Origin of the sequence: Streptomyces toxytricini, from assembly GCF_014649915.1 — a bacterium.
Classification (GTDB): Bacteria; Actinomycetota; Actinomycetes; order Streptomycetales; family Streptomycetaceae; genus Streptomyces; species Streptomyces toxytricini.
The window spans coordinates 21,679-42,642 of record NZ_BMTY01000013.1 but is presented as its reverse complement, the minus strand read 5'-3'; the positions used below and the strand labels follow the sequence as shown (position 1 = coordinate 42,642).

Sequence of the window (20,964 nt, the reverse complement as noted above, 5' to 3'; positions counted from 1 at the left end):
GTCCGTTCGGCGGACTGCCGGCCGATACCCTGGAGGGGTGACGTTCCCGGTAGTCGGCATGGTCGGCGGCGGCCAGCTCGCCCGTATGACCCACGAGGCGGGCATCCCCCTCGGCATCAAGTTCAAGCTCCTCAGTGACACCCCGCAGGACTCGGCGGCCCAGGTGGTCAGCGACGTCGTCATCGGCGACTACCGCGACCTGGACACGCTCCGCGCCTTCGCGCGCGGCTGCGACGTGATCACCTTCGACCACGAGCACGTGCCCACCGAGCACCTGCGGGCCCTGGAAGCGGACGGCATCCCCGTCCGCCCCGGACCCGACGCACTGGTGCACGCCCAGGACAAGGGCGTGATGCGGGCCAAGCTCGACGAGATCGGCGCGCCCAGCCCCCGCCACCGCATCGTGGCGGACCCGGCGGACGCGGCCGCGTTCGCCGAGGAGGTCGGCGGGTTCCCCGTCATCCTCAAGACGGTCCGCGGCGGCTACGACGGCAAGGGCGTCTGGTTCGTCCGGACCCCCGAGGACGCCGAGGCCCCCTTCAAGGCCGGCGTGCCCGTCCTCGCCGAGGAGAAGGTCGACTTCGTCCGCGAACTCGCGGCGAACGTCGTCCGCTCCCCGCACGGCCAGGCCGTCGCCTACCCGGTGGTGGAGTCGATCCAGGTCGACGGCGTCTGCGACACCGTCATCGCCCCCGCCCCGAACCTCTCCGAGGAGCTCGCCGGCGAGGCCCAGTCCCTGGCCCTGCGCATCGCCCGGGAACTCGGTGTGACCGGCCACCTGGCCGTGGAGCTCTTCGAGACCCGCGACGGCCGCATCCTCGTCAACGAACTCGCCATGCGCCCGCACAACAGCGGCCACTGGACCCAGGACGGCGCGGTCACCTCCCAGTTCGCCAACCACGTCCGCGCGGTCCTCGACCTCCCCCTCGGCGACCCCCGCCCCCGGGCCCGCTGGACCGTCATGGCCAACGTCCTCGGCGGCGACTACCCCGACATGTACGCCGCGTACCTGCACTGCATGGCCCACGACCCCCAGCTGAAGATCCACATGTACGGCAAGGACGTGAAGCCCGGCCGCAAGGTCGGCCACGTCAACACCTACGGCGACGACCTGGACGATGTGCTGGAGCGCGCACGTCACGCAGCCGGCTACCTCCGAGGAACGATCACCGCATGAGCACCCCCAGCACCGGGAGCCCCGCCCCCGTCATCGGCATCGTCATGGGATCCGACTCCGACTGGCCCGTCATGGAAGCCGCCGCCCAGGCCCTCGACGAGTTCGAGATCCCCTACGAGGTCGACGTCGTCTCCGCCCACCGCATGCCCCGCGAGATGATCGCCTACGGGGAGCAGGCCGCCGACCGCGGCCTCAAGGCGATCATCGCCGGCGCCGGCGGAGCCGCCCACCTGCCCGGCATGCTCGCCTCCGTCACCCCCCTGCCCGTCATCGGCGTCCCCGTGCCGCTGAAGTACCTCGACGGCATGGACTCGCTCCTGTCCATCGTCCAGATGCCCGCCGGCGTCCCCGTCGCCACCGTCTCCGTCGCCGGAGCCCGCAACGCCGGCCTCCTCGCCGCCCGCATGCTCGCGGCGCACGACGGCGAGCTCCTCGCCCGCATGCGCGACTTCCAGCAGGAACTGAACAACCAGGCCACCGAGAAGGGCAAGCGGCTGCGGGCCAAGGCCGCCGGCGCGGAGTCCTTCGGGTTCGGCAAGTGACCGCGGCGGACCGCCTCGACCAGGCGCGCGCCCTGCTCGCCGAACACCCCGTCGCCGACGGCCACAACGACCTGCCCTGGGCCCTGCGCCAGCAGGTCCGCTACGACCTCGCACAGCGCGACATCGCCGGCGACACCTCCGCCCACCTGCACACCGACATCCCCCGGCTCCGCGCCGGCGGGGTCGGCGCCCAGTTCTGGTCGGTGTTCGTCCGCTCCGACTACGCCGGCGACCAGGCGGTCAGCGCCACCCTGGAGCAGATCGACGCCGTCACCCAGCTGATCGACCGCTACCCCGGCGACCTGGCGCGCGCCCTGACCGCCGACGACATGGAGGCGGCCCGCCGGGACGGCCGCATCGCCTCCCTCATGGGCGCCGAGGGCGGCCACTCCATCAACAACTCCCTCGCCACCCTGCGCGCCCTGCACCTGCTGGGCGTCCGCTACATGACGCTCACCCACAACGACACCATCGACTGGGCCGACTCGGCGACCGACGAGGCCCGGCACGGCGGACTGGCCGACTTCGGCCGCGAGGTCGTCCGCGAGATGAACCGGATCGGGATGCTCGTCGACCTCTCGCACGTCGCCGCGACGACGATGCGCGACGCCCTCGACACCTCCGCCGCACCCGTCGTCTTCTCCCACTCCTCCGCCCGCGCCGTCTGCGACCACCCGCGCAACGTGCCCGACGACGTCCTGGAGCGCCTCCCCGCCAACGGCGGCGTCGCCATGGCCACGTTCGTGCCCAAGTTCATCCTCCCCGCGGCCGTCGAATGGACCCTCGCCGCCGACGAGAACCTGCGCGCCCACGGCTTCCACCACCTCGACACCACCCCCGAGGCCATGGCCGTGCACCGGGCCTTCGAAGCGGAGCACCCCCGCCCGGTCGCGACCGCCGCCACCGTCGCCGACCACCTCGACCACATGCGGGACGTCGCCGGCATCGACCACATCGGCATCGGCGGCGACTACGACGGCACCGCGTTCACCCCCTCCGGGCTCGACGACGTCGCCGGCTACCCGAACCTCGTCGCCGAACTCCTGCACCGCGGCTGGTCGCCCGCCGACCTCGCCAAGCTCACCTGGTCCAACGCGGTACGGGTGCTGCGCGACGCGGAGGCCGTCGCCCGCGACCTCTCGGCGACCCGCGGCCCCTCCAACGCCGTCCTCCACACCGCGGTCTGACCTCCCGGCCGCGCGACCGGCCCGGCCCGCCCGGCCCACCCCGCCGCATGGGTGGTGCGGGCGGGCCGGGCCGCCCCGCCGTCAAGCCCCCCGCCCCGCCCCGCGGGTCACCCGAACGCCGCATCCGCCGGGCCGCCCGCCCGCCCCGCGTGTCACGGTGGCAGCACCTCTCCCGTCCCCGCTGCCGCCCACCCCGGAGCGAACCCCATGGCCGACCTGCAGGACGAACAGACCCCCGCACACCCCGCGTACGCGGCCGAGACGCCCCCGCCCGGACCGGCCTCCGTCGGAGCCTCGGACCCGCCCGCCACGGCCCCCGCCTCCGCCCTGGACCGGGCCGCCGCCCTGCTGTCCCTGCACCCCGTCGCCGACGGGCACAACACCCTCGTCCGGACCCTGCGGCAGAGCCCGTACCACGACATCGGCACCCCCGACACCGGCGTCGACACCGACATCCCGCGCCTGCGCGCCGGCGGGGTCGGCGCCCAGTTCTGGTCCCTGCTCCCACCCCCCGGCACCGCACCCGGCCACGCCCTCGCCGACGCCCTCGACCAGATCGACGCAGCCCTCGCCCTGCTGCGCCGCTACCCCGACGGCCTCTGCCTCGCGCTCACCGCCGACGACATGGCCGACGCCCGCAACCGGGGCCGCATCGCCTCGTTCCTCGGCCCCGTCCCCGGCAGCGCCCTCACCGACTCGCTCGCCGCCCTGCGCGCCTTCCACGCCCTCGGCGTCCGCGTCCTCGCCCCCGCAGGAGCCGCCTGGGCCGCCGAGGACCTCACCCCGTTCGGCCACGAAGTCGTCCGGGAGGCCAACCGGCTGGGGGTACTCCTCGACGTCACCGGCTGCACCCCCGCCGCCGCCCTCCGGATCGCCGGCGCGTCCAAGGCGCCCGTCATCGCCACGCACACCGCCGCGGACGCCCTCACCCCGCACCCGGACAACACCGACGACGACGTCCTGCTCGCCCTCCGCGCGGCAGGCGGCCTCGCGATGGCCACCTTCGACACCGGGCAGACCGGCGACTCCCTCCACGCCGTCGCCGACCACCTCGACCACCTGCGGGCCGTCGCCGGCCCCGGATCCGTCGGCCTCGGCGCCTCCTTCGGCACCGAGCCCGGAACCCGCCGCCCGACCGGCCTGACCGACCCCTCCGGCTACCCGCGACTCATCGCCGAACTCCTCGAACGCGGCTGGCCCGAGACCGACATCGCCCAACTGACCTGGGGCAACGCCCTGCGGGTCCTGCGCGCCGCCGAGTTCACCGCCCGCGCCGCCGCGCACCGCCGAACCGGCTGACGGCCCCGCCGGCTTCCACAAGTGCCGTCAGGCGCGCGGACGGCCCATCGCCCGGTACGTCCACCCGGCCGCGCGCCACCGCTCCCCGTCCAGCGCGTTGCGCCCGTCCAGCACCAGCCGGTCGCTCACGACCGCACCCAGCTCGACCGGGTCCAGCTCGCGGAACTCCCGCCACTCGGTCAGGTGCAGCACCACGTCCGCGCCGCGCGCCGCCGCCACCGCCGACTCGGCGTAGCCCAGCGTCGGGAAGACCCGGCGGGCGTTCTCCATGCCCTTCGGGTCGTAGACGGTGACCTGGCCGCCCTGGAGGTGGATCTGCCCCGCCACGTTCAGCGCGGGCGAGTCCCGTACGTCGTCCGAGTCCGGCTTGAACGTCGCCCCGAGCACCGCGACCCGCTTCCCGAGGAACGCCCCGCCGACCGCGTCCCGCGCGAGCTCCACCATGTGCCCCCGCCGCCGCATGTTGATCGAGTCGACCTCGCGCAGGAACGTCAGCGCCTGGTCGGCGCCCAGCTCGCCGGCGCGCGCCATGAAGGCGCGGATGTCCTTGGGCAGGCAGCCGCCGCCGAAGCCGATGCCGGCGCGCAGGAACTTGCTCCCGATCCGATCGTCGTGCCCGATCGCCTCGGCGAGCTTCGCGACGTCGCCGCCGGCGGCCTCGCAGACCTCGGCCATCGCGTTGATGAAGGAGATCTTCGTGGCGAGGAAGGAGTTGGCGGCCGTCTTGACGAGCTCGGCCGTCGGGAAGTCGGTGACGACCAGCGGGCTGCCCTCGGCGATCGGCCGCTCGTACACCTCGCGCAGCACCTTCTCGGCACGGTCGCCGCGGGTGCCGATGACGATCCGGTCGGGGTGCAGGGTGTCCTGGACGGCGAACCCCTCGCGCAGGAACTCCGGGTTCCAGGCCAGCTCCACGTCGGCGCCGGCCGGGGCCAGTGCGGCGAGCTTGGCGGCGAGGCGCTCGGCGGAGCCGACGGGGACGGTCGACTTGCCGACGACGAGGGCGGGCCGGGCCAGGTGCGGGGCCAGCGACTCGACCGCGGAGTCGACGTAGCTCATGTCGCAGGCGTACTCGCCGTGCTTCTGCGGGGTGTTGACGCACACGAAGTGGACGTCGCCGAACCCGCCGACCTCCTCCCAGGACTGGGTGAAGCGCAGCCGGCCCGTGGAGCCCGGCAGCCCGGCGACGTGCGCGGCGAGCAGCTCCTCCAAGCCGGGTTCGTACATCGGCACCCGTCCCGCGGCCAGCATCTCGATCTTCTCGGGGACGACGTCCAGCCCGAGCACCTCGAAGCCCAGCTCGGCCATCGCCGCGGCGTGCGTGGCGCCGAGGTAGCCGGTGCCGATCACTGTGATCCTGAGGGGGGCCATGGGTGCTCCAGAGGTGCGGGGCCTGTTGCGGCAACCGAGCATAGTCGCGCCCGTACGGGGGACGTTCCCTGGTGTACCGGGCGTTGTCATGCAGCTCACGTGCCGCGTACATATCGCTGCGCGGCCGGCGGACACTAAGATTTGGGTTACTTAACGGTAGTTAGCACGTGGTTCACCTTGGGGAGTGAGAGATCTTGGCGGGTTCTGCCGACTTCGACCTGTACCGCCCGGCCGAGGAGCACGACATGCTCCGCGAGTCCGTCCGCTCGCTCTGCGAGGCGAAGATCGCCCCGTTCGCCGCCGCGGTCGACGAGGAGGCCCGCTTCCCCCAGGAGGCGCTGGACGCCCTCGTCGCCAACGACCTGCACGCCGTGCACGTCCCCGAGACGTACGGCGGCGCCGGCGCCGACGCCCTGGCCACCGTGATCGTCATCGAGGAGGTCGCCCGCGTGTGCGCCTCCTCCTCCCTGATCCCGGCCGTCAACAAGCTCGGCTCCCTCCCGGTGATCCTCTCCGGCTCCGAGGAGCTCAAGGCCAAGTACCTGGGCCCGCTCGCCAAGGGCGACGCGATGTTCTCGTACTGCCTCTCCGAGCCCGACGCGGGCTCCGACGCGGCCGGCATGAAGACCCGCGCGGTCCGCGACGGCGACTCCTACGTCCTCAACGGCGTCAAGCGCTGGATCACCAACGCGGGCGTCTCCGACTACTACACGGTGATGGCCGTGACGGACCCGGAGAAGCGCTCCAAGGGCATCAGCGCCTTCGTCGTGGAGAAGGGCGACGAGGGCGTCTCCTTCGGCGCCCCGGAGAAGAAGCTCGGCATCAAGGGCTCTCCGACGCGCGAGGTCTACCTCGACAACGTCCGCATCCCGGCGGACCGCATGATCGGCGCCGAGGGCACCGGCTTCGCCACGGCGATGAAGACCCTCGACCACACCCGCATCACCATCGCGGCGCAGGCCCTCGGCATCGCCCAGGGCGCCCTCGACTACGCCAAGGGCTACGTCCAGGAGCGCAAGCAGTTCGGCAAGCCGATCGCCGACTTCCAGGGCGTCCAGTTCATGCTGGCCGACATGGCGATGAAGATCGAGGCCGCCCGCCAGCTCACCTACGCGGCCGCCGCCAAGTCCGAGCGCACCGACACCGACCTCACGTTCTTCGGCGCCGCCGCCAAGTGCTTCGCCTCGGACGTGGCCATGGAGGTCACCACGGACGCCGTCCAGCTCCTCGGCGGCTACGGCTACACCCGCGACTACCCGGTCGAGCGCATGATGCGTGACGCGAAGATCACGCAGATCTACGAGGGCACGAACCAGGTCCAGCGCATCGTCATGGCGCGCAACCTGCCGTAACGGTGATTCCGGGCCGGGGGCGGCGGAGCGGTCACGTTTCGCCCGCCTCCGGCCGGCACATGCCCCGCATGGGCTAACTTTGGACCTTCACAGGCCCGACCCGGGGTGGGGAGAGAAACATTTTGGAAGCGATCCTGCTGGTCGGGGGGCAGGGGACGCGGCTGCGCCCCGTCACGGTCAACACTCCGAAGCCGATGGTGCGCGCCGCCGGGGTGCCGTTCCTCGCCCACCAGATAGCGCGCGCCGCCGCCGCCGGGGTCACCCACATCGTGATGGCGACCTGCTACCTCGCCGAGGTCTTCGAGCCGTACTTCGGCGACGGCTCCGACTTCGGCGTCAGCCTGGAGTACGTCGTCGAGGAGGAGCCCCTCGGGACCGGCGGGGCCATCCGCAACGCCGCCCGGCGGCTGACCGGCGGGCCGGACACCTCCGTGCTGGTCTTCAACGGCGACATCCTCACCGGCCTCGACATCGCCGGCCTCGTCGACGCCCACCGGGCGGCCGAGGCCGACGTCACGCTGCACCTGGTGCAGGTCGAGGACCCGCGGGCGTTCGGGCTGGTGCCCACCGACCCCGAGGGGCGGGTGCTGGCGTTCACGGAGAAGCCGCAGACCCCCGAGGAGATCATCACCGACCAGATCAACGCCGGCTGCTACGTCTTCAAGCGCAGTGTCATCGACTCCATCCCGGACGACCGGCCGGTCTCCGTCGAGCGCGAGACGTTCCCCGGCCTCCTCGCCGACGGGGCGGTCCTGCACGGCGTCACCGAGAACACGTACTGGCTCGACCTCGGCAAGCCCGAGTCGTTTGTCCGGGCCTCCGCGGACCTCGTCCGCGGGGTGGTGGCCTCCCCGGCCGTGCCCGGGCCGCGCGGCGAATCCCTCGTGCTGCCCGGGGCCCGCGTCGCACCGGACGCCAAGCTCTCCGGAGGCACCGTCGTCGGGGCCGGGGCGAGCGTCGGGGCGGGGGCCGTCGTGACCGGGTCGATCGTCCTCGACGGCGCCGTCATCGAGCCCGACGCGCAGGTCACCGCCAGCCTCATCGGCGACGGCGCGACCGTCGGCGCGCGCACCGTCGTCGACGCCGCCGTCGTCGGCGACGGCGCGGTCGTCGGCGCGGACAACGAGCTGCGGGCCGGCGCCCGCGTGTGGTGCCGGGCCGAGCTGCCGCCGAAGGCGCTGCGGTTCTCCCCCGACAGCTGAGCCCGTACGGGCGAACGGCGACGGCCCCCGCTCCGGTGCCCGGAGCGGGGGCCGTGGTCCGTCGCGGCGTCAGTTGCCCGTGACGGTGACCTTCTCGTCGTTCTGGATCTGCTTGACGATCTGCTGCAGCTTCGCCTTGTCCCAGACCAGGTTGCCGCCCCGCTCGCCGGCGATCGGCATGTTCATCGAGGTGCCGCTGCCGCCCGTGATGCCCTTCATCGCGAAGAACATCTCGCCCATGTCGAACAGCGACATGTCCTTGTCCACGATCAGCGTGTCCAGGCCGGCGCCGAGGACCGGGTACAGCTTGAACGGGTTGAGGAGGGTGCCGGGCGTCGCCGCCTGGTTCGCCAGCGTCGCCAGGAACTTCTGCTGGTTCTTCGTACGGGCCAGGTCGGACTCGGCGAAGGCGTAGCGGGTGCGGACGAACGCGAGGGCCTGCTCGCCGTTGAGGGTCTGCTCGCCGGCCTTGAAGTCGGCGCCGGACTTCTCGTCCTTGAAGGCCTTCTCGATGTTCATGTCCACGCCGCCGAGGGCGTCCACGATGTTCGCGAAGCCCGCGAAGCCGATCTCCGCGTAGTGGTCGATGCGCAGGCCCGTGTTGTGCTCGACGGTGCGGACGAGGAGCTCCGGGCCGTCCTCGGCGTACGCCGCGTTGAGCTTGGTGCGCCTGCCCTGCGCCGGGAACTTCTTGCCGGACTGCGAGCCGACGAAGGAGGGGATCTCCACGTCGGAGTCGCGCGGCAGCGAGATCATGGTCGTGCCGCCGGAGCAGGCCGCCAGGATCATCATGGAGTCGGTGCGCTTGCCGTCGGCGGAGCCCGTGTGGAGCTTCTTCTTGTCCTCCTCGGTCAGCCCCTCGCGGCTGTCGGAGCCGACGATCAGGTAGGTGGTGCAGTCGTCGTCCTTGGGGCGCTCGATGACCTTGGAGAGGTCGACCTCGCGGCGCACCTTGGAGTCGGCCCACACGTACGTGCCGATGGCCGTGACGAGGAGGACGGAGACCAGGGCGATGGAGCCGACCTTGATGCGCCGGCCCCAGTCGGGCGCGGCCGCCGGGCGTCCCGGGCCGACCGGGCCGCCGCCCGCGGGTCCGCCCGGGCCGCCGGGGCGCTGCGGGCCGCGCTGGGGCGTGCCGTAGACCTGGCCGGTGTTGTAGCCGCTGTCGTAGCCGTCGGCGTCGTGGCGGGCGCCCTGCTGCGGCGGCACCTGCGGGGCGGGCCGGCGGCCGGGCCGCGGCGGGACCGGCGGCTGCGGCGGCCGCTGGGGCTGCTGCGGCAGGCCCGGCTGCCGGCGCTGGACGTGGGGCATCCGCCGGGCGCCTTCCGGCTGCGCCTGCGCGCTGCCGTGCCCGTATCCGTCGTCGCGGCGGTCCCCGCGCCCTTCTGGCCACTCGTTCATGCGGCATAGGATGCCCGGTCGCGGCAGCCGGGGGACAGCCCGGGCCCCGCTTCGTACCGGTGCTGTTGCACAGCTGTGGCATCCACGACGGCTTTAAGGTGTCGGTATGACACACATACCGGGCGCGACGGCGGGCGACCTGCAGGGGAAGCCCACCTCGGCTTCGCGGACCACGCTCAGCCACATCATGACCGCCAACGACACCAACCTGCTGGGCACCGTCCACGGCGGCGTGATCATGAAGCTGGTCGACGACGCGGCGGGCGCCGTCGCCGGCCGCCACTCGGGCGGCGCGGCCGTGACCGCGTCCATGGACGAGATGGCCTTCCTGGCCCCGGTCCGCGTGGGCGACCTGGTGCACGTCAAGGCGCAGTGCAACTGGACGGGCCGCTCGTCGATGGAGATCGGCGTACGGGTGCTGGCGGAGCGGTGGAACGAGTCCACCCCGGCGACCCAGGTCGGCAGCGCGTACCTGGTGTTCACGGCGGTCGACGCGGAGGGCAAGCCGCGCACGGTGCCGCCGGTGGTTCCCGAGACGGACCAGGACAAGCGCCGCTACCAGGAGGCGCAGATCCGCCGCACGCACCGGCTGGCGCGCCGCCGGGCCATCATGGCGCTGCGCGAGGAGCGCGCGGCGCAGGGCTTCGACGAGGACTGAGCCCGCGGTCCCTGCCCGGCCCGGCTACGTGCAGACCACCTGGTCGCCGGTGACGGTGCCGAAGGGGCCGCGCTGCGGCTCCTCCGGGCGTACGGGGACGACCTTGCGGTAGTCCGCTCCGGCGATCACCCGCACCGTGCGGCCCTGGCCCGGCACCGCGCGGAGTTCGCTGCCGGGCAGGGCGGTCGCGACGGTGCGGGCGGAGCGGTCCCAGCGGGGGTCGTACGCGATCACCGTGCGCTTGTGGTCGCGGCGGGCGGCGTACCCGGGGGCCCGGGTGGTGTCGAAGCCGGTGGCGCGCAGGGCGGCGTCCACGCGGCCGCCGAGGCCTTCGGTGCGGGTGCCGTTCTCGACGCGGACGCGGACCTGCTGCGGGGGCACGTCCACGGGCACGGGGGCGGGCTGCCGCGGCCCGGGGCGGGCAGGTGCGGCCGGGGCGAGCGGGCGGTCCTCGCGGAGGGCGGCGAACAGCTCGGCGGCCTTCGCCGCGTCCCATTTGACGGTGGAGCCGATGCCCTTGACGGGGAACGACGGGTCGCCGACGGGGACGGAGGCGAACTCGGAGGAGGCCGGGGTGAAGTCCCGCATCGCCTGGCCGAGGGCCAGCATCTGCTCCGACCCGAAGCCCGGGTCGGCGCGGACGGAGCCCAGGAGGGTGGAACTGACCTCCTTGAACTTGACGGGGTTCAGCAGGACCCCGCTGGAGCCGGCCTGCTCCACCAGGGCGGCGAGGAAGCGCTGCTGGCGCTGCATCCGGCCCAGGTCGGCGGCGCCGTCCACGTGCCGGGAGCGGACGTACTGCAGGGCCTCGCCGCCGCCCAGCCGGTGGCTGCCGGGGGCCAGGTCGAGGCCGGTGTTGCGGTCGCGCAGGGGCTTGGCGGTGCAGATCTCGACGCCGCCCATCGCGTCGACGGTCTTCATGAAGCTGGTGAAGTCGACCTCCAGGTAGTGGTCGATCTTGATGCGGGTCATCTGCTCGACGGTGCGCACGGTCAGCTGCGGGCCGCCTTCCGCGTAGGCGGCGTTGAGTTTCACCGGGTGGGGGCCGTGGGCGCGGCCGCTGGACTCGTCCCGGTGGGCGGGCAGCTCGGCGTAGCTGTCGCGGGGGAGGCTGACGACGCTGGCGCGCTGCCGGTCGGCCGAGAGGTGGACGAGCATGACGGTGTCGGTGCAGCGGCAGGGGGCGCCGCCGAGGCGGTAGCGGCGCTTGTCGGCGGGGGTGGTGCTGTCGCGGCCGTCGGTGCCGACGAGCAGGAAGTTCAGGCCGTGCCCGGCGGCGGGCCGGTTCTTCATGTCCTTGAACGGGTCGACGCGCTGGATGCCGGTGTCCAGGCCGGTCATCACCGCGTGCCCGACGGCGCCGGAGCCCAGGACCGCCACCGCGAGCCCGCCCGCCAGCCGTACGCCCCACCGGGGCCGGCCGTTCCCGCGCCGGGCCGGCGCCCCGGCCGGCGCCCCGCCGCGCCGCGCGCGCTGCGGCTCGCGGGGCCGGGCGGGTCGGGGTGGGCGGTGTGGCTGGGGCACGGGGGAACACCTCCGCGGGATCTGCAGCGGCCGTCAGGGAAATCCGCACACATCGGTCAGATCGTCAGAACAGTAGGCCCGTACGATCAGCGCCGGTCCCCACCGATCAGGCGGCGCGCACCCGTTTCCCCCGTACGCGGTAACGTGACACCGATACCCGACCTTGAAGGACCACATGCCCGCCCAGCAGCCCGCAGTCTCGGTGATCATGCCGGTGCTCAACGAGGAGCGCCACCTGCGCGACTCCGTCCGCCACATCCTCGGACAGGAGTACGCCGGTGAGATGGAGGTGGTGATCGCGCTGGGGCCGTCCACGGACCGCACCGACGAGATCGCCGCCGAGCTCGTGCGCGAGGACCCTCGCGTCGTCACCGTCCCGAACCCCTCCGGCCGCACCCCGGCCGCCCTCAACGCCGCCATCAAGGCGTCGCGCCACCCGATCGTGGTACGCGTCGACGGCCACGGCATGCTCTCCCCGGACTACATCGCGACGGCCGTCCGCCTCCTGGAGGAGACCGGCGCGCAGAACGTCGGCGGCATCATGCACGCCGAGGGCGAGAACGCCTGGGAGGAGGCAGTCGCCGCCGCGATGACCTCCCGGCTCGGCGTCGGCAACGCGGCCTTCCACACCGGCGGCGTGGCCGGCCCGGCCGAGACCGTCTACCTGGGCGTGTTCCGGCGGGAGGCCCTGGAGCGGGCCGGCGGCTACAACGAGGAGTTCATCCGCGCCCAGGACTGGGAGCTGAACTACCGCATCCGCGAGGCGGGCGGCCTGATCTGGTTCTCGCCCGAGCTGAAGGTGCAGTACCGGCCGCGGCCGTCGGTGCGGGCGCTGGCCAAGCAGTACAAGGACTACGGCCGCTGGCGGCACGTCGTCGCCCGGTACCACGCCGGCTCGATCAACATGCGCTACCTCGCCCCGCCGACCGCTGTCTGCGCCATCGCGGCGAGCATCGTCGCCGGCGCGGCGATCACCCCCTGGGCCTTCGCCGTCCCCGCCGGCTACCTCGCGGGGATCACGCTCGGGTCGATCCCGGCGGGCCGGGGGCTCTCGCCGAAGGCGCGGGTGCAGATCCCGGTGGCCATCGCCACCATGCACATGTCCTGGGGCTTCGGCTTCCTGAGCAGCCCGCGCTCGCTGGCCGACAAGGTCATCGCGAGCCGGCGGCCGGCGCCGCAGGCCGACCCGTCGGCGGCCGCCTGAGAGCCGCCGGACTCACAGGCGAAGGGGCCCGGGCCGGGCGGTCGTCGACCGCCCGGCCCGGGCCCTTTCCGTGCCGTGCCCCGCGCGCGTGCGCTGCGCGGGGCGCCGCCGGTGCTACCAGGTGAAGCCCGGTTGGATCGCCATGCACTCCTTGTCGTTGCCGCCGTTGAGCGGACGGGAGGAGTCCGGGGCCTTGGTGGGGGCCGGCGGGGGCGGTGTCGGCGCGCTGCCGGTCCGCCAGTCCTTCCCGACGAACAGGACGATCCCGGGAACGTCGTCCGTCTTCTGCACGGCGGAGGCCGGCAGGCCCAGCGCGGTCGCCACGGCCGCGGCGTCGCCCGCCCGGTCCGGGCTGGAGAAGCGGACCACCGTCGTGTCCTCGGACCCGGTCAGGGTGTCCGCGACGGCCCGGGTGAAGCCCTTGCCGGCCAGGACGGCCGCGACCTCGCCGGCCCGGCCCTTGACCCGGCCCTGCGCCCCGTCCCTGCCGCCGGTGGCGTTGCGGACCGACACGGCGATCTTCGCGGGCGGCGCGGCCGGATCGGCCGTCGGCGTGCTCGGGGCGGGGGAGGCGGGGGTCGCGGGCGCACCGGAGGTGCCGGGGGACGGAGTCGCCCCGGGGGCGGCGGGCTGCTCGGGGCCCTTGCCGTCGAGCGGGATGTCCTCGCGGATCATCCGGAAAAGGTCCTCCGCCTCGCCCGGCTTGGGCTCGACGCGGGCCGAGTCCGAGGGGCTCGGGATCCACGGCATCGTCGTCATGGTGATGCGGGACGGGTCGACCTTCTTGAGCTCCATGCTCAGGTCGTACAGCTTGTCGATCTTGTTGAGGCCGGGGTCCACGACCATCGCCTTGATGGCGGCCTGGGCCAGGCTGTTGAGCTTCATCGGGTTGCTCAGCTTGGCGTTCCGGCGGAACTCGCGGGCCAGCGAGTTCATGTACATGTGCTGGGCGTGGGCGCGGCCTATGTCGCTGCCGTCCTCGAAGCCGTAGCGGGTGCGCAGCCACTGCAGGGCCACCTCGCCCTGGATGGTGTTCTCGCCCTTGGGGAGCTTCAGGCCGGATCCCTTGCCGTCGCGGGTGAGGGAGTGGACGTTCTCCTGGACGCAGACCGGGACGCCGCCGATGGCGTCCGCCATCGTCACCACGCCCTTGAAGTCGATCATCATGAAGTGGTCGATCGGGATCCGGGTCAGGTCCTGCCAGGCGGCGACCGTGCAGCCCGGGCCGCCGCGGCTGAGGGACTCGTTGGTCTGGACGAGGCCACGGCTCGCCTGGTGCACCTTGCCGTTCGGCTCGGTGCACTTGGGCATCTTCAGCATCGTGTCGCGCGGCATCGACACCACCGACATGTTGCTGCGGTCCGCCGACAGGTGCAGCAGCATCTGCACGTCCGCCAGCGGCGGCCCGTCGAAGGTGTCCTTCGCGCCGCCGAGGGCCTTGTTCTCCTCGCCGTCGCGGGCGTCGGAGCCGATCAGGAGGATGTTCAGCGGGGTCTGCCCGAAGGCGTTGGGCTTGGAGCCGCCCAGCTTGTTCTCGCCCAGGTTGAGCGCGTCCGTCTGGATGCTGCCGTTGAGGTGGCGGTAGTAGAGGTACCCGGCCGCCGCCGTCGCGAGTATGAGGAAGGCCAGCACCGAGGCCGTCCAGCGGAGTATCCGGCGCTTGCCGCGCCGGGGGGCGGAGCCCGTCCCGGAAGCGGCCGCGGCCCCTGCCGCGGAGCCCGCGCCCGGGCGCGCTGCGGGGACGCCGCCGCGGGCCGCTGGTCCGCCGTCGGCCGTGTCGCCGTCCGGCCGGGCGGGCGCCCCCTCCCCGCGCACGCTGTTGCTCCTCACACGTCCCCCCTAGAGATCACGTCATGTCGTCATGGTGCGCCCGCCGGACCGGCGCAGGTCGGGTGCCGGCCGGCCGCTCGTCGGGGGAGCGGCCGGCCGGCCCGTACGGCTACTTGGCGCAGATCGCCTTGTCCGCCTCGACGCGCTGGATGTTCTCCGGCGCCTTCTGCGGGGCCGTCATGGAGACCCCCGCCCCCTTGAAGTCCGCGCCGAGCGTCAGCTTCATCGCGGTCCTGGGCGCCGCGTCGGCCGTGCCCATCTTCAGCGCCGAGGCGGGCAGCCCCATCATGTCCGCGAGGGCGCGGGCCTGGTCGGCCTGGTTCGGGGCGTACTCCAGCAGGGTGGCGTCCAGCTTGGCCGGCGCGTTGCCCAGGTTGCTGGACCGGGAGACGCCCTTGGTGTTCTGCAGCCAGCCGATCGTGGCCGAGGCGGAGCCCGCCGGGCCGCCCCCGTTGAGGACGTCCACCCGTACGTCCTTCGCCTGCGCGCGCGGGCCCTGGAGCAGCGCGTCCTGCTTGGCCTTCGCCTCGGCGTCGGCGGCGTCCTTCGCCGCCTGCTCCTTCGCCTCGACCTCGGTGAGGGACACGTCCCCCCGGATCATCTCCAGCAGCGGATCGGCCTGGGCGTGGTCGACGACGACCGTCGCCTTGACCTTCTCCGCCGGGTTGTCGCGCACCGGCAGGGTGGTGAAGGTGACGTTCTTGAGGTTCATGTCCTTCAACTCACCCGCGAGGTTGGTGAGTTTCTCGATCGACCCGATGCCCGAGTCCACCGTCAGCGACTTCGTGGCCGCCTCGGCGAGGGAGAAGAACTTCTTCGGACTGGTCAGCGTCTCCTTGGACTTCATCTCGCGCATCATCGAACTCAGGAACTGCTGCTGCGTCTTGATGCGGTCCAGGTCGCTCTCGTTGCCGAAGGCGTGCCGGGTGCGGACGAACGCCAGCGCCTCCTCGCCCTGCAGGCGGTGCTCGCCGGGGCCGAGCTTCAGCTTCGAGTCCTCGTCGTCGACGGCCTTGTCCAGGCAGACGGGCACACCGCCGACCGCGGTGCTGAGCACCTTCACCGCGTTGAAGTCGACCATCATGAAGTGGTCGACGGTGATCCCGGTGAGCTCCTTGACCGTGCGCATCGTGCAGCCCGGGTCGCGGCCCTCCTGGCCGAGGCTCGTGTTGAAACGGTCCCCCTTGCGGCCGGGGATCGTCTTCGTCGTGCCGTCCGGCTGCTTCGTCGGGCAGGCGGGGATGTTCGTGATCAGGTCGCGCGGGATCGACAGCGCGGTGGCGTTGGTGCGGTCCTTCGAGACGTGGAACAGGATCGTCGTGTCCGCGTGCCCGGGGCTGCCCGCGTCGCCGTACCCCTCGTTGCCGGAGCCGGAGCGCTTGTCGGTGCCGATCACGAGGATGTTGATCGGCTGGTCCTTCTTGAAGCCGCCCGTGCCCGCGTCGCCGACGTCGGTGACCTTCAGGTTGCCGTTGAGGTGGTTGTAGTAGAGGTACGCGCCCAGCGAGCCGCCCACCAGCAGGAACGCCAGGGTGCCGCCCGTCACCACCAGGGCGCGCTTGCGGCGCGGAGCGGAACCGCCCTTGCGGGGGCGGCCGCCGCGCCGGCCCGGCGGGGCCTCGCCGCGGCGCGGACCGGGCACCGCGGGCGTTGGGGAGCCGGAGCCGGGCGTCTTCGAGGGGCCCCCGCCGCCGGGCGTCTTCGCGGGGGTTCCGGCCGACTTGGAGCCCGTCCCGGCCGCCCGGGACGTGTTCCCGGTGGGCTGGGCGGGTGGAGCCGCCTCCGAGCGGGACCGCGACGGTCTGCGCGGCGGGGTCACCGCCGGCGACGGACCTTGCGGACCGGAGCGGTCCAGTCGCAGTTCGTAGTTGCCGGTGCGGGGGTTGAGCACCCACTGGTCGGCGGGGTCGATCTCGTCCGCCCGCCCACGGCTCTGCGCATCCACGGTTGCTTGAATCCTCCGTCGGTGCCTCGCGACACGCCTCCCCCAAGGCGCCCGGTCAACGATCCGGCTGCTGGTGCACGGCCTCTTCGCTGGCCAGGGCACCGGATCGCTCACCTTATCCGCCCCGGTCCGCTCCAAACCATGGTGGTGACAAATTCCACTCACCCGAAAACGGGGCAAAGCGCGCATGCCTTTCGGTTCGGACACCGGCTTTTGGGATTGCTTTACCGGCAGTCGGTCATCCCGGCGGTGGTGCCCGTGAACGTGGGGACGGGCGTCGCGCGGGTGTCGGTTCCCGGGGTGGGTGTGGTGTGCGGCGCAGTGCTGGGCATGCCGGTGGGCGGCCGGGTCGTGCTGCCGGTGCCGCGCTCGTGCGGCCCCGTCGACGGCGCCACCGCGAGCGGCTGGTCCGTGCGCAGCCGCTGGAAGAGCCGGGCCGCGTCGGGCTGTACCAGTTCGTCCCGGTTGGGGTTCGCGGCGTACGGGCGGCGCGGCACCGTCAGGAAGTTCACCTGGTCGGTCGGCACGCTCCGCAGCGCGCGCGCCAGTTCGTACAGCCCGCGCAGCGACGCCAGCCCCGGGTCGGTGGTGACCGAGGACGTCGCCGCGTCCAGCAGCGGGTACAGCCTCCGCGGGTTGAGCAGCACCCCGTTGCTCTGCACCTTGTCGACCATCGAGGCCAGGAAGTGCTGCTGACGCTCCATCCGCTCCGTGTCGCTGCCGTCGCCCAGGCTGTACCGGGCGCGGACGAAGCCCAGCGCCTTCTCGCCGCGCAGGACCTGCCGGCCCGCCGGAAGCCTCAGGTGTGCCCCGGGGTCGTTCACCGGCTGCTTCAGGCACACCTCCACGCCGCCGATCGCGTCGACCATCCGCTTGAACCCGTCGAAGTCCACCACCATGTGGTGGTCGATCCGGATCCCGGTCAGCTTCTCCGCCGTACGGATCGTGCAGGCGGCCCCGCCCCGCTGGAAGGCCCAGTTGAACTGCGCGAACTGCTCCGCGCTCCGGCTCCCGCCCGGCCCCAGACAGCTCGGGATGTCCACCATCAGGTCGCGGGGGATCGAGACCGCCGTCGCGCTCCGGCGGTCGGCGGGCAGGTGCAGGAGGATGACGGTGTCGGAGCGCTGCGTGCCCTTGTCCCTGCCGTACGAGGCGTTGCCGCTGCCCGCGCGCGAGTCCGAGCCGATCAGCAGGATGTTGCGGGAGCCGCTCGTGCCTGGCGCCGGGCGCTCCCGCTCGTAGCGCTCCAGCTCGGCCGCCGCGGACGTGTCCGCGGTGATGTTCGCGTCGAGCTTGCGGTACACCCACCAGCCCGCGCCCGCCCCGAGCAGTACCAGCAGGGCCAGGCCCAGCCCGATCCAGCGCAGCAGGCGGCGCCGGCGGCGGCGCGGGGACTCCGGGGAGCCTCCCGCCGCTTCCGGCTGCCTGCCGGGTATGCCTGCGCTGGATGTCACTCGCGTTCCGTCCCCTCGCCGGTCCGGTATGCGGTCCAGGTCGCCGTACGCGTGCGGCCTGGACCGATCCTGCCTCCGGGCGTGCGGGGCGGCCCGGGGGCGGGGGGCTGTCTAGGGCTGAACGGGTGAAAAAGGGGACGGGTGGCGGGGTGTGCCGGCTCCTACGCCGACGTGTGCGTCACCCGCTCCGCTTCCGCGCGCTTCGCCAGGCCCTCCGCGCCCAGCCGGTCCAGGTGCCGGCACAGCACCACCGACCCGCCCGCGGCCAGCGCCGCGTACAGTCCGGCCGAGAGGCCCTGCCAGGTGTCGTAGCCGCGCCCGGACAGCAGCCGGGACCCCGGGCCCAGGCCCAGCTCGGCCGCGTCCGCCCGGGCCCGCTCGACGACCTCGGCATGGCTGAGCTCCTCGCCGCCGACCGACAGGCCCGGGGCGTCCGGGTCGACGGGGGCGAACGGGGCGAAGCGGTCGCCCTGGGAGGGGACCTCCACCGCGTAGTCCGCGAACCCGGCCGGCGGCTGCGGGAACCGGCCGCCCAGCGGCCGCAGCGCGAGCGCGACGCGCTCGCCCGGGCACGCCGAGGCCGCCTCCAGGGTGTCCGGGCCGCTGACGACCACGTCCGCGCCGGCCGGGTCCCCGCCGACCTCGGCGACGACGCCGACCGAGGCGCAGGCGAGCAGCCAGACGGCGCTCTGCCAGTGCGCGGGGAGCAGGAGGGCGAGCCGGTCGCCGGGGCCGGCGGCCAGGTCGCCCTGGAGGAGGTTGGCGGTCTTGGCCACCCAATTGGCGAAGGTGGCGACGGACAATTCGACGCGCTCGCCCGTGGCGTCGTCGTAGAAGGTGACGAGAGGGCGGCCCGGATCGGCGGCGAGCGCGGATCGCAGCAGGTCGGCAGGGGTGCGGTCAGTGGCGTTCACCCGGCCCAGCGTACGCGGGGCGCTCCCCCGGACGGCGGCGCGCGGCTCATCCGTACGGGGGAGCGGGCCGGGCGCGTCAGCAGACGGTCCGTCAGTTCTCCGATGGCGGGCCGCGGGGAGAGTGCCCAGCATCGCTTGCATGCGTGGATTCCTGTCTTCAGCGGTCGGTGTCGCGGCCGCCGCCGCCACACTTGCCCTGCCGCTCGCCCTGTCCGGGCCGGCTGCCGCCGCCTCCGGTGCGGGTGCCGCCGTCCTCGGTCCGGGCGCCGCTTCCGGTGCCGCCGCCTCCGGCCTCGGGCCGGCTTCCGCCGCAACCCCCGCCGGTTCCACCCGGTCGCTGCCCCTCGTCCCCCTGGGGGCGTCCTCCGACCGGTCGGCCGTGCCCCCCGCCGCCGGCCTGCCCGAGACGAGGGGCCTCGCCGCGCGGGAGGTCGAGCGGTTCTCGCTCGTCGGTGTCGTCTGGGACGACGCAGACGCCGAGCTCCACGGCCGCGTCCAGGTCCGTACCCGGTCCGTCGGCACCGCGCTCTGGTCCGACTGGCAGGACGTCGAGACCCACAACGGCGAGCACGCCCCCGACCCCGACACCGCCGAACGCGGCACCGGCCCCGCCCGCGGCGCCACCGCCCCGCTGTGGGTGGGGGAGTCGGATGCCATCGAAGTGCGCGTCGAGGCGGAACGCCCCACTGCGCGCGCGCTCCCCGCGCGGCTCCCGTCCGGCCTGCGGATCGAGCTGGTCGACCCCGGAGCGCCGCCCGCGGGCGCCGCCGACGGGAAGAACGGCGCGGGCACGGGCGGGCTGCCCGGCGACGACGACAAGGGGCCCGTACTGCTGCCCGGCATGACCATGGAGACGGCGGAGGCCTCCTCCGTGAACGTCCCGCTGGCGCCCCTGGGCGCCGCCGAGATCGGCGCCCTCGACAAGGCCGACTCGACCGCTGACGCCGTCCTGACCGGCGAGGCCCGGCCCGGCGCCGCGGCCGCGCCCTACATCGGACCGCGCCCGAGGATCGTCACCAGGCTGGGATGGGGGGCCGACGAGAAGCTGAGGGAGAAGGCCTTCGTCTACACGAGCACCGTCAAGGCCGCCTTCGTCCACCACACTGCCTCCGGGAACAACTACGCCTGCAAGGACGCGCCGGCCGTCATCCGCAGCATGTACCGCTACCACGTCGTCAGCAGCGGATGGCGGGACATCGGCTACAACTTCCTCGTCGACAAGTGCGGCACCGTCTACGAGGGCCGTGCGGGCGGCGTCGCCCGGGCGGTGCTCGGCGCGCACACCATGGGCTTCAACACCGACAGCATGGGCATCGCGGTCATCGGCACCTTCACGGGGACGAACCCGCCGGCGTCCGCGGTGAAGTCCGTCGCGGCGCTCACGGCCTGGAAGCTGGGCCTGTTCAACCGGGACCCGCGGTCGACGGCCACGCTGAAATCCGGAGGCGGCAACCGCTACCCCAAGGGCAGCAGCGTGAAGATGAAGGTGATCTCCGGGCACCGCGACGGATTCGCGACCGAGTGCCCCGGCAAGCTGCTGTACGGGCAGCTGCCCACCACCCGGACGGCATCGGCGAAGCTCCAGGGGAGGTGAGGGGCCGGTCCCGCGGGTCGGGGCCGCCGGGGGCCCGGGCGCCCGGGGCGTCGGCGCCCCCGCCCTCCCGCTCCGGCCGGTCGGGATGCGGCTACGCTCGTGGCATGGCCGGCCGATTCGATCCCCTGACCCGCGCCGCCGTGCGCGGCGGCCGGACCCGCGTACCCGCTGCGCGGCCGGCGGCGGGCGCGGGCGCGGCGCTGAGCCGCCTCTGGGATCCCGGCGGGCCGATCGATCTGGGTCTGACGCTCGGGCCGCTGCGCCGGGGGCCGGGCGATCCGACCTTCCGGGTCGGCGAGGACGGGTCCGT

At 73.5% G+C, this 20,964-nt stretch carries 16 protein-coding genes and 1 pseudogene; 10 read left to right on the top strand and 7 right to left on the bottom strand.

Features of this window, described 5'->3' with window-relative positions; all coding sequences use genetic code 11:
* Positions 1 to 37: 37 nt before the first annotated feature.
* The 4 genes from IE170_RS17770 (at position 38) to IE170_RS17755 (ending at position 4,205) form a co-directional block, all read left to right on the top strand.
* Positions 38 to 1,177, top strand: a complete 1,140-nt coding sequence (locus tag IE170_RS17770; protein WP_189810377.1) for a 5-(carboxyamino)imidazole ribonucleotide synthase — start codon at positions 38 to 40, stop codon at positions 1,175 to 1,177.
* Positions 1,174 to 1,719, top strand: a complete 546-nt coding sequence (gene purE / locus IE170_RS17765; RefSeq protein WP_189810376.1) for a 5-(carboxyamino)imidazole ribonucleotide mutase — start codon at positions 1,174 to 1,176, stop codon at positions 1,717 to 1,719. Before IE170_RS17770 ends, purE begins: the two co-directional genes overlap by 4 nt.
* Positions 1,716 to 2,906 carry a dipeptidase gene (locus IE170_RS17760; RefSeq protein WP_189810375.1) on the top strand — a complete coding sequence of 397 codons (1,191 nt, stop codon included), beginning with the start codon at positions 1,716 to 1,718 and terminating at the stop codon, positions 2,904 to 2,906. Before purE ends, IE170_RS17760 begins: the two co-directional genes overlap by 4 nt.
* Positions 2,907 to 3,113: 207 nt before the next feature.
* Positions 3,114 to 4,205: a membrane dipeptidase gene (locus IE170_RS17755; protein ID WP_189810374.1), complete on the top strand. Its 1,092-nt coding sequence runs from the start codon at positions 3,114 to 3,116 to the stop codon at positions 4,203 to 4,205.
* Positions 4,206 to 4,232: 27 nt separating this feature from the next.
* On the opposite strand, the gene IE170_RS17750 is transcribed toward IE170_RS17755, so the two are convergent.
* Positions 4,233 to 5,576: a UDP-glucose dehydrogenase family protein gene (locus IE170_RS17750; RefSeq protein ID WP_189810373.1), complete on the bottom strand. Its 1,344-nt coding sequence runs from the start codon at positions 5,574 to 5,576 to the stop codon at positions 4,233 to 4,235.
* Positions 5,577 to 5,770: 194 nt separating this feature from the next.
* Here IE170_RS17750 and IE170_RS17745 point away from each other — a divergent pair, with 194 nt between their 5' ends.
* Together IE170_RS17745 and manB are read left to right on the top strand one after the other, a co-directional pair.
* Positions 5,771 to 6,928: an acyl-CoA dehydrogenase gene (locus IE170_RS17745; RefSeq protein WP_189810372.1), complete on the top strand. Its 1,158-nt coding sequence runs from the start codon at positions 5,771 to 5,773 to the stop codon at positions 6,926 to 6,928.
* A 119-nt stretch (positions 6,929 to 7,047) separates the two neighbouring features.
* Complete coding sequence (gene manB / locus IE170_RS17740; protein WP_189810512.1) at positions 7,048 to 8,130, top strand: mannose-1-phosphate guanylyltransferase; 1,083 nt, start codon at positions 7,048 to 7,050, stop codon at positions 8,128 to 8,130.
* Positions 8,131 to 8,199: 69 nt separating this feature from the next.
* Here manB and IE170_RS17735 read toward each other — a convergent pair whose 3' ends face one another.
* The gene (locus IE170_RS17735) at positions 8,200 to 9,531 is read right to left on the bottom strand and encodes an LCP family protein (protein ID WP_189810371.1); all 1,332 of its coding nucleotides are present in this window, start codon (positions 9,529 to 9,531) and stop codon (positions 8,200 to 8,202) included.
* A 106-nt stretch (positions 9,532 to 9,637) separates the two neighbouring features.
* Between IE170_RS17735 and IE170_RS17730 the strand changes: the two genes are divergently transcribed.
* Complete coding sequence (locus IE170_RS17730; RefSeq protein ID WP_125544516.1) at positions 9,638 to 10,189, top strand: acyl-CoA thioesterase; 552 nt, start codon at positions 9,638 to 9,640, stop codon at positions 10,187 to 10,189.
* Between the two features lie 24 nt (positions 10,190 to 10,213).
* Here the strand turns inward: IE170_RS17730 and IE170_RS17725 are convergent, their stop codons facing one another.
* Entirely contained in the window at positions 10,214 to 11,713 is a 1,500-nt protein-coding gene (locus IE170_RS17725) for an LCP family protein (RefSeq protein ID WP_189810370.1), read from the bottom strand.
* A 175-nt stretch (positions 11,714 to 11,888) separates the two neighbouring features.
* On the opposite strand from IE170_RS17725, the gene IE170_RS17720 reads away from it, so the two are divergent.
* Positions 11,889 to 12,917: a glycosyltransferase family 2 protein gene (locus IE170_RS17720; protein ID WP_189810369.1), complete on the top strand. Its 1,029-nt coding sequence runs from the start codon at positions 11,889 to 11,891 to the stop codon at positions 12,915 to 12,917.
* Between the two features lie 114 nt (positions 12,918 to 13,031).
* Here IE170_RS17720 and IE170_RS17715 read toward each other — a convergent pair whose 3' ends face one another.
* The 4 genes from IE170_RS17715 to IE170_RS17700 form a co-directional block, all read right to left on the bottom strand.
* On the bottom strand, positions 13,032 to 14,747 hold the full coding sequence (locus IE170_RS17715; RefSeq protein ID WP_229884916.1) for an LCP family protein: 1,716 nt from the start codon (positions 14,745 to 14,747) through the stop codon (positions 13,032 to 13,034).
* A gap of 109 nt (positions 14,748 to 14,856) precedes the next feature.
* Positions 14,857 to 16,692, bottom strand: coding sequence for an LCP family protein (locus IE170_RS17710; RefSeq protein WP_189810368.1), 1,836 nt, complete (start codon positions 16,690 to 16,692; stop codon positions 14,857 to 14,859).
* A gap of 224 nt (positions 16,693 to 16,916) precedes the next feature.
* Positions 16,917 to 18,146: an LCP family protein gene (locus tag IE170_RS17705; RefSeq protein WP_189810367.1), complete on the bottom strand. Its 1,230-nt coding sequence runs from the start codon at positions 18,144 to 18,146 to the stop codon at positions 16,917 to 16,919.
* Positions 18,147 to 18,307: 161 nt separating this feature from the next.
* Entirely contained in the window at positions 18,308 to 19,060 is a 753-nt protein-coding gene (locus IE170_RS17700) for a TIGR03089 family protein (protein WP_189810366.1), read from the bottom strand.
* Positions 19,061 to 19,199: 139 nt separating this feature from the next.
* Here IE170_RS17700 and IE170_RS17695 point away from each other — a divergent pair, with 139 nt between their 5' ends.
* On the top strand, positions 19,200 to 20,654 hold the full coding sequence (locus IE170_RS17695) for a peptidoglycan recognition protein family protein (RefSeq protein ID WP_189810365.1): 1,455 nt from the start codon (positions 19,200 to 19,202) through the stop codon (positions 20,652 to 20,654).
* A 104-nt stretch (positions 20,655 to 20,758) separates the two neighbouring features.
* Positions 20,759 to 20,964, top strand: a pseudogene (locus tag IE170_RS32685) (DNA-3-methyladenine glycosylase 2 family protein); the annotation flags it as partial.

What these genes read in the sequence shown, in the direction of transcription:
- IE170_RS17755 (WP_189810374.1), top strand. Translation starts at nt 3,114, where the DNA reads ATGGCCGACCTGCAGGACGAACAGACCCCCGCACACCCCGCGTACGCG.
- IE170_RS17750 (WP_189810373.1), bottom strand. Translation starts at nt 5,576, where the DNA reads ATGGCCCCCCTCAGGATCACAGTGATCGGCACCGGCTACCTCGGCGCC.
- purE (WP_189810376.1), top strand. Translation starts at nt 1,174, where the DNA reads ATGAGCACCCCCAGCACCGGGAGCCCCGCCCCCGTCATCGGCATCGTC.
- IE170_RS17695 (WP_189810365.1), top strand. Translation starts at nt 19,200, where the DNA reads ATGCGTGGATTCCTGTCTTCAGCGGTCGGTGTCGCGGCCGCCGCCGCC.
- IE170_RS17720 (WP_189810369.1), top strand. Translation starts at nt 11,889, where the DNA reads ATGCCCGCCCAGCAGCCCGCAGTCTCGGTGATCATGCCGGTGCTCAAC.
- IE170_RS17730 (WP_125544516.1), top strand. Translation starts at nt 9,638, where the DNA reads ATGACACACATACCGGGCGCGACGGCGGGCGACCTGCAGGGGAAGCCC.
- IE170_RS17735 (WP_189810371.1), bottom strand. Translation starts at nt 9,531, where the DNA reads ATGAACGAGTGGCCAGAAGGGCGCGGGGACCGCCGCGACGACGGATAC.